Raw genomic sequence first — 13,116 nt, forward strand, 5'->3', positions numbered from 1 at the left:
CAAATGGTCATGAGACTCTACTTCCGACTGGATGAAACTTGGGGCGCAGGTCATACGAACCCGGTGCCATCAAGGGTCATCTGACGCCAGATGACCCCGCCCCGCGAGCTCACAATCATCACCGACGGATGATCCGCCGCTCTCCCATCGACTAAATCAACAATATCTGCCGGAAGACGATGAGCGGCACTACCTGTTTCGCGAGTACATCCGGGTACTCGACAAGCTTCGACCCGCTGCATTCGTGATGGAAAATGTCAAAGGCATGCTTTCCTCGACAGTTGAAAGCCGCCTCGTCTTCGAGATGCTTATGGAGGACCTTTCGTCGCTTGGAAAACGCCGTGGTCATCAGTATGAACTTCGGGCAATCCGGGTGGAGGGTGGGAAGGCCAGACTGCAGGAAGCGGCGCAACCCTCGGACTTTATCGTCCGCGCGGAAGAATTCGGCGTACCTCAACGGCGCCATAGGGTGATCATTGTTGGCATCCGGTCCGATCTCGTATCCAGGGCCGCCTGCGCCGAGGTTGTGCATCGGGCTGAACATGGCGGTGCCCTCGTTCCGATAATGCGGGGCGAGGATGAACAGGATCTTCATGGCATCATCAGGACAGGTTCAGTCGCCGAGCACGCGGCGGCGCTCCTCGAACTCCTCCTTGTCGATCTCGCCGCGGGCGAAGCGCTCCTTGAGGATGTCGAGCGGGCCCCGGCCCGGCGGCAGTGGATGCGATGCCGTTCCGTGCCACGGATCGCCGAGCCAGCGGACGAGAAGGACCGCGACCGCAATCACCACGGCGAACACGAGGATCATGAACAGCGGACCGAATATCATCCCGTACCACCCTCCACCCCAGCCCATCATGTGCGGGCCGTAGCCATACCTCTCGGGGTCGGACGGCCCTTGCGCCCACACCCAGCCTGGCACAAGGGCAACGGCTGCCCCCGCTGCGGCGACCATCGAATTCGAAACTCTCATCATTTGCTTGCTCCATCGCAAAACGGCGCCGTTTCCATTACGTGACGCCATACCGGGATCAGTTCTGGTACTCTATCGTGCCAGTGCGCCGGTCGATCTTTAACCGCTGCACGAGCGAGTTATCGACGGTGACGATGCCGGCTGCGATCGTCCCGTCTTCGGCGTTGATATCCCCGATGTTCAGCCGCTTGTTGTTGAGGTGGTCGAGTTGCAAGGCGAGGTAGCTGCGTACGTCCTCGACGGACAGGTTCATCATCGGCGTCACGCGCGACCCAAACAGTGCGCCCCTGCCACCCGGCATCATGCCGGGAGCCATCATCCCGTGGCTCGTATTGCCTTGCATCATGCCCGGAGCCATGCCGCCGCGCAGCACACGGAGATTGCGGAAGCCAACATCGCGGAACAGCGCTGCCCCGTTGGCCGACCGTTTATCCGTCCAGCGTACCAGAATGACCGGCTTGTCCTTGAGCGCATTGATCTCCATCAAGCGTTGCGGAAGCTCGCCGACCGGTATGTTCGACGCTTCCTGCTGCATTCGAGAGGACTTTCTCCGGCTCCCCGCCAATGCCGTCGGCTGCACTCTCGGCCGAGACAAGGTTCCGCTTCATGTGGCGCAGGGCATCGATCAGCACCTGTTTTCTGTCGTCGGCCAGCGGAGCTTTCTCGGCCGCGATGAGCGGTCAGTCAGGCCCGCGCGCCCTTCAGCTCTGTAGCGCGCCAGCCATTTGCGCACCGTCCGCAGGCACACGCCTGCGGCTCGTGCGGCGGCCTCCGGCGTGTGCCCGCTCAGCATCAACTCAATCAGTCGCTCTCGACCGATCGGCGTTAAACGGGCATTCTTGTGCATGTTCATTCGGGCTTGCCTCCAAGGATCGCTGAAGTCTGGTAACTCCAGTCTCCTCGGTCAGGCCCGAATGGACAACCTATTGAAAGCCCACACATAGAGCATGAGTGGCGGCGTCTTGAAAGAGATCAAGGCGCGAGCCGTATAATCCGTATATGTTGCTTTTGAAAGCCGCCGAGACCGCTCCGTTACGGTCACCCTGCGCCGGTCATCGCGCGCCGCGCCGGCGGCAGAGCGATCGATCGCGGGTAGAGCCGCGACCCGACGCCAGGTTCAACAACGACGAGATGGGGTAATGAGTAAACCGATCAAGACTTGGCTGCTCCGGATCGCGGTCGTCGCGCTTGTCGGCGTGGCGGCCGCGGTCGCTTGGCGGTTTCTCCAGCCGCGGGGGCTGCCGGACGGTTTCGCCGGCGGCAACGGCCGGATCGAGGCCGTGGAGATCGACGTCGCGGCCAAGACCGCGGGCCGGGTCAAGGACATCCTGGCCAACGAAGGCGATTTTGTCCGCGCCGGGCAGGAACTGGCGAGGATGGATACGGCCGTCCTGGAGGCGCAACTCCGCGAGGCCGAGGCGCAGCTGCGGCGGGCGCTTATCGGCATCGAGACCGCGCAAAGCCAGGTGACCCAGCGCGAAGCCGAGAAGCAGGCCGCCGAGGCGCTCGTTGCCCAGAGGAAGGCCGAGCTCGACGCCGCACAGAGGCGGGTCGCCCGCTCGGAGGAGCTCGCGCCGAAAGGCGCCGTTCCCGTCTCGAAGCTGGACGACGACCGCGCCGCCTTTCAGGCGGCGAAAGCCGCGGTCGGCGCCGCGGAGGCGCAGGCGGCGGCCGCGCAAGCCGCCATTGGCCGGGCCAAGTCGGATGTCATTGGGGCGGAGGCCACCGTGGAAGCAGCTCGGGCCACTATCCAGCGCATTCAGGCTGACATCGACGACAGCGTGCTGAGGTCGTCGCGTGACGGCCGTGTCCAGTACCGCGTCGCCCAGCCCGGCGAGGTGCTCTCCCCAGGCGGCGCGGTGCTGAACATGGTCGATCTCAGCGATGTCTACATGACCTTCTTCCTGCCGACGGAACAAGCCGGGCGCGTCGCGCTTGGGACCGAGGCGCGGCTCGTGCTCGACGCCGCCCCGCAATACGTGATCCCGGCCCAAATCTCGTTCGTCGCGGATGTCGCGCAATTCACGCCCAAGACGGTGGAGACGGAAGAAGAACGCCAGAAGCTGATGTTCCGCATCAAGGCGCGGATCGACCCGGACCTGCTCAGGAAGCACCTCCAACAGGTCAAGACCGGCCTGCCGGGCATGGCCTATGTGCGGCTCGACCCGCGGGTGGACTGGCCGCCTGAACTCCAGACCAGGCTGCCGCAATGAACCGGGATGTACTTGCACAGACCGGCGGTCCCGGGGATGCCGCTCCGCCGGTTGCCTGCCTGCGGGACGTAACATTACGTTACGGCAAGGTGCATGCGCTCTCTGAAGTCAGCCTCGATATCCCGGCGGGCTGCATGGCCGGGCTGATCGGCCCGGATGGAGTCGGCAAGTCGAGCCTCCTGGCGCTGATCGCGGGTGCACGTAAAATTCAAGCTGGACAAGTTGAAGTGCTCGGCGGCGACATGACAGAGGCAAGCCACCGCCGAACGGTCTGCCCGCGCATCGCCTACATGCCGCAGGGTCTCGGCAAGAACCTCTATCCGACGCTGTCGGTGTTCGAGAACATCGACTTCTTCGGCCGTCTGTTCGGGCACGATGGCGGTGAACGGGCGCGCCGCATCGAGGCGCTGACGCTGGCCACCGGGCTCAGACCGTTCCTCGACCGCCCGGCCGGCAAGCTCTCGGGCGGCATGAAGCAGAAGCTCGGCCTCTGCTGCGCGCTGATCCACGATCCGGACCTGCTGATCCTCGACGAGCCCACCACCGGCGTCGATCCCCTCTCGCGGCGGCAGTTCTGGGAACTGATCGGGCGCATCCGCCACACCCGGCCCGGCATGAGCGTGGTGGTGGCCACCGCCTATATGGAGGAGGCGGCACGCTTCGACTGGCTGGTGGCGATGGATGCCGGGCGGGTTCTCGCGGCCGAGACGCCGCAGGGCTTGCTGAAGCACACCGACACCCGCTCACTGGAGGCGGCCTTCATTGCCTTGCTGCCGGAGGACAAGCGCCGGGGCTACCGGCCGGTGGAGATACCGCCGCGTCCAGCCGAAGCCGATGGTGAGACAGCCATCGAGGCGCGGGACCTGACGATGCGGTTCGGCGACTTCACGGCGGTGGACCATGTGAACCTGCGCATTCAACGGGGCGAGATCTTCGGCTTTCTCGGTTCCAATGGCTGCGGCAAGACCACGACAATGAAGATGCTGACCGGGCTTTTGCCGCCGAGCGAGGGGCGGGCCTGGCTGTTCGGACACGAGGTGGATCCTCACGACCTCGCGACCCGCCGCCGCGTCGGCTACATGTCGCAGTTCTTTTCGCTCTACACCGAGCTCACGGTGCGGCAGAACCTGGAGTTGCACGCACGTCTGTTTCACGTTCCGGTCGAAGAAATCCCGCACCGCGTCGAGGAAATGATCGGGCGCTTCGAGCTGGCCGGGGTCGCCGATATGTTGCCCGGCGCGTTACCCCTCGGTCATCGCCAGCGCCTGTCGCTGGCCGTAGCCATGATCCACAAACCCGAAATGCTGATCCTGGACGAGCCCACCTCGGGCGTCGATCCGGTGGCGCGGGATGCCTTCTGGCGGATGCTGGTCGAGCTGTCGCGCCACGATGGCGTGACGATCTTCATCTCGACCCATTTCATGAACGAAGCCGGGCGCTGCGACCGCATCTCGCTGATGCATGCCGGTCTGGTCCTGGCCACCGATACACCCGCGGCCCTGACGAAGCAGCGCGCCGCAGATTCGCTTGAAGATGCTTTCATCGGGTATCTCGAAGATGCGACCGCTGTCGTGGAAGCCGATGCCCCCCTGAAGTCCGACCGGACACCTGCGCCCATGCCGGCTCAAGCGACGGCTACCGAAGCCGGGCCCCACGGATGGCGGCGTTTCTTCGATCCCCGCCGCGTGGTCAGCTATGCACGGCGCGAAGCCCTGGAGCTGCGCCGCGACCCGGTCCGGCTAACGCTCGCGCTCGTTGGCAGCGTCATCCTGATGTTCGTGATGGGCTACGGCATCAGCCTGGACGTGGAGGACCTGACCTTCGCGGTTCTCGACCGCGATCAGACCACCGTCAGCCGTGACTATACGCTCAACATCTCCGGCTCCCGCTATTTCGTCGAACAACCGCCGATCACCGATTATGACGATCTCGATCGGCGGATGCGTGCGGGAAAACTCAGCCTGGCCATCGAGATCCCATCAGGCCTTGCCCGCGATATCGCACGCGGACGGGCGGTGGAGATCGGCGCCTGGATCGACGGTGCCATGCCGACGCGCGCCGAGACCGTTCGCGGCTATGTGCAAGGGATGCATGCCCACTGGCTCGCGACCAAGGCCCGCGAAGCCGGCCATGGGGACGCGCTGGCGGGTCTGGCGAATCTGGAAACCCGCTTCCGCTACAACCCCGACGTCAAGAGCCTGGTGGCGATGGTGCCGGCGGTGATCCCGCTGCTGCTCATGCTGATTCCGGCCATGCTCGCCGCACTCAGCGTGGTGCGGGAGAAGGAACTCGGCTCGATCACCAACTTCTACGTGACGCCCACGACGCGGCTCGAGTTCCTGCTCGGCAAGCAACTCCCCTATGTCGTGCTGTCCGCGCTGAGCTTCCTGTTGCTCACCCTGCTTGCGGTGACCGTATTCGGCGTGCCTTTGAAGGGCAGTTTTCTGACACTAACGGCCGGTGCGCTGCTCTATGTCGGTGCCGCCACCGCCGTTGGCCTCCTGATTTCCACCTTCATGCGCAGCCAGATCGCCGCCCTCTTCGGCACTGCGGTGCTTACCATCCTGCCAGCGGCGAGCTTTTCGGGCATGATCGACCCGGTCTCGTCGCTCCAGGGGGTGGGCAGGCTGATCGGCGAGATTTATCCGACCACGCATTTTCTGACCATCGCGCGCGGCACCTTCTCCAAGGCCCTGAATTTTTCCGATCTGTATGCCTCCTTCATCCCGCTGGCGCTGGCCGTGCCGGTGCTGCTCGGACTGTCCGCCGTCCTGCTGAAGAAGCAGGAGAACTGAGCCATGCGTGCTGCCAACATCCTGCATCTTGGCGTCAAGGAGCTGCGCAGCCTGACACGCGACCCGATCATGCTGGTGCTGATCGCCTACGCTTTCACCTTTTCGATCTATACGGCGGCAACGGCGATGCCGGAAACCCTCAACAAGGCGCCAATCGCCATCGTCGACGAGGACCGTTCGCCGTTGTCGGGGCGGATCGCCAGCGCCTTCTATCCGCCCTACTTCGTGCTGCCCAAGTTCATCACCCAGGCCGAGATGGACGCCCGCATGGACGCAGGCCTCGACACCTTTGCGCTGAACATCCCGCCCGAGTTCCAACGCGACCTGCTGGCGGGACGCAGGCCAACGATCCAGCTCAACGTCGATGCGACGCGCATGAGCCAGGCCTTTACCGGCAGCGGCTATATCCAGACTATCGTTGCCGACGAGGTGCGCTCCTTCGCGCAACGCTATCGCGACATCGCCGAGCCGCCGGTAGGCTTGGCGCTGCGGGTGCGCTTCAATCCGCAACTCAACAAATCCTGGTTCGGCGCTATCATGCAGGTCATCAACAACGTAACCATGCTCTCGATCGTGCTGACCGGCGCGGCGCTGATCCGCGAGCGCGAGCACGGCACGGTCGAACACCTGCTGGTGATGCCCGTCACGCCCTTCGAGATCATGACCAGCAAGGTCTGGGCAATGGGCTTCGTGGTGCTCGCGGCATCCGCCTTCGCCCTCGTCTTCATGGTGCAGGGGCTCCTTTCCGTTCCGATCGAAGGATCGATCGTGCTGTTTCTGGCCGGCACCTCCGTGCATCTGTTCGCCACGACCTCCATGGGCATCTTTCTCGGCACGCTCGCCCGCTCCATGCCGCAGTTCGGACTGCTGCTGATGCTGATTCTGCTGCCGCTCCAGATGCTCTCCGGTGGCACGACGCCGCGCGAGAGCATGCCGGAGATCGTCCAGTACATCATGCTGGCCGCGCCCAACACGCACTTCGTCATGCTGGCCCAGGCGATCCTCTATCGCGGCGCGGGTTTGGCTGTCGTGTGGCCGCAGTTCATCGCCATAGCTGCGATCGGGGCCGCGCTGTTCGGCCTCGCGCTTGCGCGGTTTCGCAAGACAATCGCCGCGATGGCGTGAACAAGTGTGGGCATGCAAACGAAGTTAACCAGGCCCTCCGGTCTGAACAAAACCCAGGTCAAGGAGCGGCTTGCCAGGTTCGGTTCGAACCAGTTGTTCGTCCCGGCCCCCCCCCGGTGCGCTTCTGGGCGATCGCCGCCGAGGAAATCCGAGAACCCATGATCCTGCTGCTGCTGGGCTCGGGCAGGTGCTCGGTCGACGGGCTCGTGGCGTGTTTCCGCGACTTGCCGCTGGCATAGAGAGCGCTATCAGCGCGACCCTGCCGTCGTGTCTTCATATTCCAAGATACTCGGAATTTGACGCAGATTAAAGACGCGGGACTGGGAGAGCGAGAGTCTTTCAGTCGCAGAAAAGCGCTGATTAGCAGAAACCGACAACCCGGTGCAGCGACCGCGCGGGGCCAAGCAGGGCGCGCATGATCGATACCGGTGGCATCGCACTGCGTCCTCCGGTTCGACCACCACCGGAACGGGTTCGGTCCATGATGAAGGCTGCTGAGATTATCGCGATGCCTGTGTGCCGTGAGGAGGCGCCGGACAGACATGTGACGGAGCGCGAACACCGCCTCCGGCTCGCGGATGGGCGTACCATCGCCTACCTCGACCTGGACGACGCCGGCGGAAGCCCGATCTTCTACTTTCACGGTTATCCAGGTTCGCGGCTGGATGTCGTGTGCGACACTTACGTCCTACCTCCTCAGACGCCCGTACTGGGTCTGGACGCCGCACGGGCTCTATAAGCTTCTCCTGCGTGAGCCGGGTGTCTGCCGGGTGGATGTCTCGAGGTTGGTCAGGCTCAGTGCCGCTGAACTGGCCAAGGCATCATCGGTCATCATGGCCTGCGATGAATGCACATCGGGCGCCCCACAGCGCCAGCCGTGTCGGGCGAAATGAGAATCTGACCCCCTAACGAAACGAAGAACTGCCCCCTCTGAAGAGAGGATGGATAGATGACGATTGAGATTTCGGCGCATCCTGCATGGTCGAGGACGATGCAGGGAGAGGCGATGCGGTCGGGGGAAGAAGTTTTGGCGATGATCCGCCTTCACGAACTTGGCTGGGGAGCGAAACGGATTGCGCAGGAATTTGGCTGTGCGCGCAACACGGTTCGCCGCTATCTGCGCGAAGGCGGTTTCGTGGCGTATCGCCAACCGGTGCGCCGGACGGCGTTCGACGGTCTGGACGACTGGCTTCGTGAGCGCTTCTTTCGCCACGATGGCAATGCGGATGTCATCCGCCAGGAGTTGGCGAGCGAGCATGGGATCGAGATCGGTCTTCGCTCGGTGGAGTTGCGGGTGCAGCGGTGGCGGCGGGAATTGAAGGCGCGGAAGCGTGCGACCGTCCGCTTCGAGACGGCGCCGGGCCATCAAATGCAGATCGATTTCGGCGACACGAAGGTCTGGATCGGCGGCGAGAGGGTTCGGATTCACCTGTTCGTTGGGACGCTGGGCTATTCGCGCCGGATGCATGTCCGTCCTTCGCTGCGGGAGCGGCAGGCGGACTGGTTCGAGGGGATGGAAAGCGCCTTCCTGCGGTTCGGCGGGGTTCCGGTGGAAGTTTTGCTGGATAATGCGAAGGCGCTGGTCGAGCATCATGACGCGGTGACGCGCGAGGTCAGGTTCAATGCCCGCCTGCATGCCTTTGCCCGGTATTGGGGCTTCACGCCGCGGGCCTGCGCGCCGTACCGGGCTCGGACGAAAGGCAAAGACGAGCGCGGGGTCGGCTACGTCAAGAAGAACGCGATCGCCGGCCGCCGGTTCGAGAGCTGGGCAGCATTCGAGGCGCACCTCGACCGCTGGACGCGAGAGATTGCCGACAAGCGAGAACACGGCACGACGGGCGTCGCGCCGGCGGAACGCTTTGCTGCCGAAGCCGGTGCGCTTCGCCCTTTGGCCGGTCGGGCGCCGTTCGGGCAGTTGCGGGATCTTGTGCGCAAGGTTCAGGCCGACTGCGCGATCGACCTCGACACCAACAGCTATTCGGTGCCCTGGCGCCTGATTGGCGAGAGCGTTCAGGTCGTAGTTCTGGCCGGCCGGGTGATCGTCCGTCACGCGGGCCAGGTGGTGGCCGATCATCCCGTGTGTCGGGGACGGCGGCAACGGATCGTAGACCGGACGCATTTTGTCGGTGTCGCCGGCGCCGAGGGTCCGGTGCGGGCCGCCGCGTCTACCGAGCTTCCCCCTCCCGCCCTGCTGAGGCCGCTTGCGGTATACGAGGCGGTTGCCGGAGGAGGCTGGTGATGACGACCGTGGATCATGACGTACTCATCGCCACGCTCGACCGGCTGAAGCTGACAGCGATCCGCGACCAACTCGATACGCTGCTGGACGAAGCGGCGCGCTCGAAGATGACCTTGCGCGAGGCGCTGGCCTTTCTGGTGTCACGCGAGATCGCGCGGCGCGACGAGCGGCGCATATCCATGTCGAGCAAGCTGGCGCAGTTCCCCTTCGTGCGCGAACTCGACGGCTTCGACTTCGAGGCCCAGCCGTCGCTGGATCAGGGACAGATCAGGGAACTGGCGACCTGTCGCTGGATCGCACACGGCGACACAGTCCTGTTCCTCGGCCCACCCGGAACGGGCAAGACCCATCTGGCGGTGAGCCTCGGCCGCGAGGCGATCCGGCAGAACTACAACGTGCAGTTCGTCACAGCGGCCACACTCGTGGCGATGCTGGCCAAGGCCCACAGCGATGGCACGCTCGACAGGCAGTTGACGATCCTGTCACGACCGAAACTGCTGATCATCGATGAGCTGGGCTATCTGCCCTTCGAGGCCAATGCCGCTCACCTGTTCTTCCAACTGGTGTCGCGGCGCTACGAGAAGGGTTCGATCCTGATCACCTCCAACCGCTCGGTGGGAGAATGGGGGAGCGTCTTCGGGGACCCCGTGGTCGCCACGGCGATCCTGGACCGCCTGCTTCACCATTCGACGGTGATCACCATCCGGGGCGACAGCTATCGCCTCCGCGAGAAGCGTCTGTCCGGCCTTCTGCAGAAGACCGGACAGACGCCAGAGACCAACGAAACAGCAACCCAATGAAGGGGGTCAGTTCCTCACTTCGGCAAAGGGGTCAATTCCTCGATTCGCTTGACAAGCCGGGAGCACCGAAGCCGTTCTGTATGAATTGCGGCCGGGACCTTGTCCCCTTCGGGCCCGAAGCGCACGGGCCGGACGCGCGGGCGCAGAGGTCGCAAGGGTAATGGACGACGGGTTTTGAGCACAACACGTCGCGCGCGCAGGCTTGCGCACCCGGGCGGCGAGCGCGCGCGTTTAGCAGCACCACGCCGGGATTGGCGATCCCCAAAGTTGACCGAGATCAAAGAAATAGTGCGCCGTTGCGATAGTCTCTGCCTCGCAATGATCCGATCATGGCAGTGCGGGCAGACGGCATCGGGTCCCCCGCCAAAGTCGAGCATTGACCACGGCTGCGGCAACAGCCGGAGACGCATCGCACACATACGTCTGCGCACCGCTAGGGAGGACCGCATGACCGGCGACGCCCCACACGTGATCTGGTTCGAGAACCTCGGGCGCGGCGACGTGCCGCGCGTCGGCGGCAAGAATGCCTCTCTCGGCGAGATGGTGGGCCGTCTCGGTGCGGAAGGTGTCAGCGTCCCGCCTGGGTTCGCGACCACGGCCGACGCCTACTGGCGCTTCGTCGAGGCGAACCGGCTCGAAGAAGTGATCGAAGGGGCTCTGGACGACCTCGAGGCCGGCAAGGCGTCCCTCCAAGAGACCGGCCAGGCCATCCGGCGTACCTTCCTGCGCGGCGACTGGCCCGAAGAGACCGCCGAGGCAATCCGGAAAGCCTACCGGGAGCTCTCCAAGCGGAGCGGCGCCGCCGGCACGGATGTGGCGGTGCGCTCCAGCGCGACGGCCGAGGACCTGCCGGATGCGAGCTTCGCGGGCCAGCAGGAAACCTTCCTTAATATCCGCGGCGAAGCGGCCCTGCTCGACGCCTGCCGACGCTGCTACGCCTCGCTCTTCACCGACCGGGCCATCAGCTACCGCGCGGCCAAGGGCTTCGACCACCTCAAGGTCGCGCTGTCGGTCGGCGTCCAGAAGATGGTGCGCTCCGACCTCGGTGGCGCCGGCGTGATGTTCTCGATCGACACCGAGACCGGCTTCGACAAAGTCGTCGTTGTCAATGCCGCCTGGGGGCTCGGGGAGAATGTCGTGCAGGGAACCGTCGACCCGGACGAATACCAGGTGTTCAAGCCGTTCCTCAGGGACGCCCGCCTCACGCCGATCATCGAGAAAGCGCTCGGCGGCAAGGCGCTGAAGATGCTCTATGCGAGTGGGGGCGAGCGTGCCACGCGCAACGTGCCCACCTCGAAGGCGGAACGCGCGTCCTTCGTGCTGGACGATCAGGAGATCCTCCAACTCGCGCGCTGGGCATGCACGATCGAAGCGCATTACGGCATCCCGATGGACATGGAGTGGGCCAAGGACGGCAGCACGGGCGCGCTCTACATCGTCCAGGCCCGGCCTGAGACGGTCCAGTCGCGTAAGGAGGCGGGTGCGCTCAAGTCGTACAGAATCAAGAGCAAAGGCCGGAAACTCGTCGCCGGTCTCAGCATCGGCGATGCCGTCGTCACGGGCAAGGTCTGCCTCATCCGCAGCGCCCAGGAGATAGAGCGGTTCGAGGACGGCGCCATCCTGATCACCGAGACGACGGACCCCGATTGGGTGCCGATCATGAAGCGGGCCGCCGCGATCGTCACCGATCATGGTGGGCGCACCTCGCATGCGGCCATCGTCAGCCGCGAGCTCGGACTGCCGGCGATCGTCGGTACCGGCAACGCGACCGAGATACTCCATGACGACCAGGAGGTGACGGTCTCCTGCGCCGAGGGCGATGAGGGCTTCGTTTACGAGGGCATCGGCGAATTCGAGGTCGAGGAGCTGTCGCTCGACGACATCCCCAAGACCCGCACCGCAGTCATGCTGAACCTGGCCAATCCGGCGGCCGCATTCCGATGGTGGCGACTGCCGGCCGACGGCGTCGGCCTCGCCCGGATGGAGTTCGTGGTGAGCAACCACATCAAAATCCATCCCATGGCTCTCGTCCGCTTCGATGCGCTGCGGGACGAGGACGCCAAACGGCGGATTGTCGAATTGACGCGGGGCTACGCCGACAAGACCGAGTACTTCGTCGACCGGCTGGCCCGCGGTCTCGCCCGCATTGCGGCCGCGAACCACCCCAACCCGGTGATCGTGCGCATGAGCGACTTCAAGACCAACGAATACGCCAACCTCGTCGGCGGCGCCGAGTTCGAGCCCAAGGAGGAGAACCCGATGCTCGGGTTCCGCGGTGCCTCGCGCTACTACTCGCCACGCTACCGCGACGGCTTCGCGCTGGAATGTCGAGCGATTCGACGCCTGCGCGAGGAGATGGGCTTCGGGAACGTCGTGGTGATGATCCCCTTCTGCCGCTCGACAAAGGAGGCCGACCGGGTGCTCGAGGTCATGGCGGAGAACGGGCTCCGGCGCGGGGAGAACGGGCTCGAGGTCTACGTCATGTGCGAGATCCCATCCAACGTGGTGCTCGCAAAGGCGTTCGCCGAGCGGTTCGACGGCTTCTCCATCGGCTCCAATGACCTGACCCAGCTCACGCTCGGCGTCGACCGCGACTCCGACGAGCTTGCCGAGCTCTTCGACGAGCAGGATGACGCGGTCAAGTGGATGATTCGCACAGTGATCGAGGCCGCGCACCGTTCCGGCGCCAAGGTCGGCTTGTGCGGCCAGGCGCCCAGCGACCATCCTGAGTTCGCCGGTTTCCTTGTCGACTGCGGCATCGACTCGATGTCGGTGAGTCCCGACAGCTTCATCGCCGTTAAGCGCCACGCCGCGGAGGCCGAAGCGGCACGGCGCGACGCGCAGGCTGCCTCGACGCAGGAGCCACCGTCTTGAAGAAGCCCGCCCAACCTTCATCACGACGCTCCGCAATGATTGCTGCTGCCCAGCAGGCCGACCGCCTGCAAAGGCGCCATCCGGTCGTGCGGCGGGG

The 13,116-nt window shown here is 64.6% G+C and carries 9 protein-coding genes and 2 pseudogenes; 8 read left to right on the forward strand and 3 right to left on the reverse strand.

The genetic code is table 11. The features are described 5' to 3' along the window. Window positions 1-208: 208 nt before the first annotated feature. A pseudogene (locus tag ACKUUH_RS13260) lies at window positions 209-445 on the forward strand (DNA cytosine methyltransferase); the annotation flags it as partial. 168 nt (window positions 446-613) lie between these two features. On the opposite strand, the gene ACKUUH_RS13265 reads toward ACKUUH_RS13260, so the two are convergent. The 3 genes and pseudogenes from ACKUUH_RS13265 to ACKUUH_RS13275 all read right to left on the reverse strand — a co-directional run. After that, window positions 614-976 (reverse strand): SHOCT domain-containing protein, encoded by a 363-nt coding sequence (locus ACKUUH_RS13265; RefSeq protein ID WP_407950396.1) that lies wholly within the window; start codon window positions 974-976, stop codon window positions 614-616. A gap of 55 nt (window positions 977-1,031) precedes the next feature. After that, window positions 1,032-1,508 carry a rhodanese-like domain-containing protein gene (locus ACKUUH_RS13270; protein ID WP_407950397.1) on the reverse strand — a complete coding sequence of 159 codons (477 nt, stop codon included), beginning with the start codon at window positions 1,506-1,508 and terminating at the stop codon, window positions 1,032-1,034. A 108-nt stretch (window positions 1,509-1,616) separates the two neighbouring features. Next, window positions 1,617-1,826 (reverse strand): annotated as a pseudogene (locus ACKUUH_RS13275) (leucine zipper domain-containing protein); the annotation flags it as partial. Between the two features lie 286 nt (window positions 1,827-2,112). Between ACKUUH_RS13275 and ACKUUH_RS13280 the strand changes: the two are divergent. The 7 genes from ACKUUH_RS13280 (at window position 2,113) to ppsA (ending at window position 13,019) form a co-directional block, all read left to right on the forward strand. Continuing rightward, window positions 2,113-3,186 carry an HlyD family secretion protein gene (locus tag ACKUUH_RS13280; RefSeq protein WP_407950398.1) on the forward strand — a complete coding sequence of 358 codons (1,074 nt, stop codon included), beginning with the start codon at window positions 2,113-2,115 and terminating at the stop codon, window positions 3,184-3,186. Further along, a complete protein-coding gene (gene rbbA, locus ACKUUH_RS13285; RefSeq protein ID WP_407950399.1) occupies window positions 3,183-5,981 on the forward strand; it encodes a ribosome-associated ATPase/putative transporter RbbA in 2,799 nt (932 codons plus the stop codon). The genes ACKUUH_RS13280 and rbbA overlap by 4 nt, the downstream gene beginning before the upstream one ends. A gap of 3 nt (window positions 5,982-5,984) precedes the next feature. Further along, window positions 5,985-7,106: an ABC transporter permease gene (locus ACKUUH_RS13290; RefSeq protein ID WP_407950400.1), complete on the forward strand. Its 1,122-nt coding sequence runs from the start codon at window positions 5,985-5,987 to the stop codon at window positions 7,104-7,106. A 12-nt stretch (window positions 7,107-7,118) separates the two neighbouring features. Further along, a complete protein-coding gene (locus ACKUUH_RS13295; RefSeq protein WP_407950401.1) occupies window positions 7,119-7,268 on the forward strand; it encodes a cation-transporting P-type ATPase in 150 nt (49 codons plus the stop codon). A 787-nt stretch (window positions 7,269-8,055) separates the two neighbouring features. Then, complete coding sequence (gene istA, locus ACKUUH_RS13300; RefSeq protein WP_407950402.1) at window positions 8,056-9,345, forward strand: IS21 family transposase; 1,290 nt, start codon at window positions 8,056-8,058, stop codon at window positions 9,343-9,345. Beyond that, window positions 9,345-10,145 (forward strand): IS21-like element ISSme2 family helper ATPase IstB, encoded by an 801-nt coding sequence (gene istB, locus ACKUUH_RS13305; RefSeq protein WP_407950403.1) that lies wholly within the window; start codon window positions 9,345-9,347, stop codon window positions 10,143-10,145. Before istA ends, istB begins: the two co-directional genes overlap by 1 nt. 447 nt (window positions 10,146-10,592) lie before the next feature. After that, on the forward strand, window positions 10,593-13,019 hold the full coding sequence (gene ppsA / locus ACKUUH_RS13310) for a phosphoenolpyruvate synthase (protein ID WP_407950404.1): 2,427 nt from the start codon (window positions 10,593-10,595) through the stop codon (window positions 13,017-13,019). Window positions 13,020-13,116: the final 97 nt, after the last annotated feature.

It is taken from the genome of Parvibaculum sp., assembly GCF_045863935.1.
Lineage (GTDB): Bacteria > Pseudomonadota > Alphaproteobacteria > Parvibaculales > Parvibaculaceae > Parvibaculum.

Excerpts from the sequence above, each read along its gene's own strand:
- ACKUUH_RS13295 (WP_407950401.1), top strand. The coding sequence starts at position 7,119 with ATGCAAACGAAGTTAACCAGGCCCTCCGGTCTGAACAAAACCCAGGTC.
- ACKUUH_RS13290 (WP_407950400.1), top strand. The coding sequence starts at position 5,985 with ATGCGTGCTGCCAACATCCTGCATCTTGGCGTCAAGGAGCTGCGCAGC.
- ACKUUH_RS13265 (WP_407950396.1), bottom strand. The coding sequence starts at position 976 with ATGATGAGAGTTTCGAATTCGATGGTCGCCGCAGCGGGGGCAGCCGTT.
- istA (WP_407950402.1), top strand. The coding sequence starts at position 8,056 with ATGACGATTGAGATTTCGGCGCATCCTGCATGGTCGAGGACGATGCAG.
- ACKUUH_RS13280 (WP_407950398.1), top strand. The coding sequence starts at position 2,113 with ATGAGTAAACCGATCAAGACTTGGCTGCTCCGGATCGCGGTCGTCGCG.
- ppsA (WP_407950404.1), top strand. The coding sequence starts at position 10,593 with ATGACCGGCGACGCCCCACACGTGATCTGGTTCGAGAACCTCGGGCGC.
- ACKUUH_RS13270 (WP_407950397.1), bottom strand. The coding sequence starts at position 1,508 with ATGCAGCAGGAAGCGTCGAACATACCGGTCGGCGAGCTTCCGCAACGC.
- istB (WP_407950403.1), top strand. The coding sequence starts at position 9,345 with ATGACGACCGTGGATCATGACGTACTCATCGCCACGCTCGACCGGCTG.
- rbbA (WP_407950399.1), top strand. The coding sequence starts at position 3,183 with ATGAACCGGGATGTACTTGCACAGACCGGCGGTCCCGGGGATGCCGCT.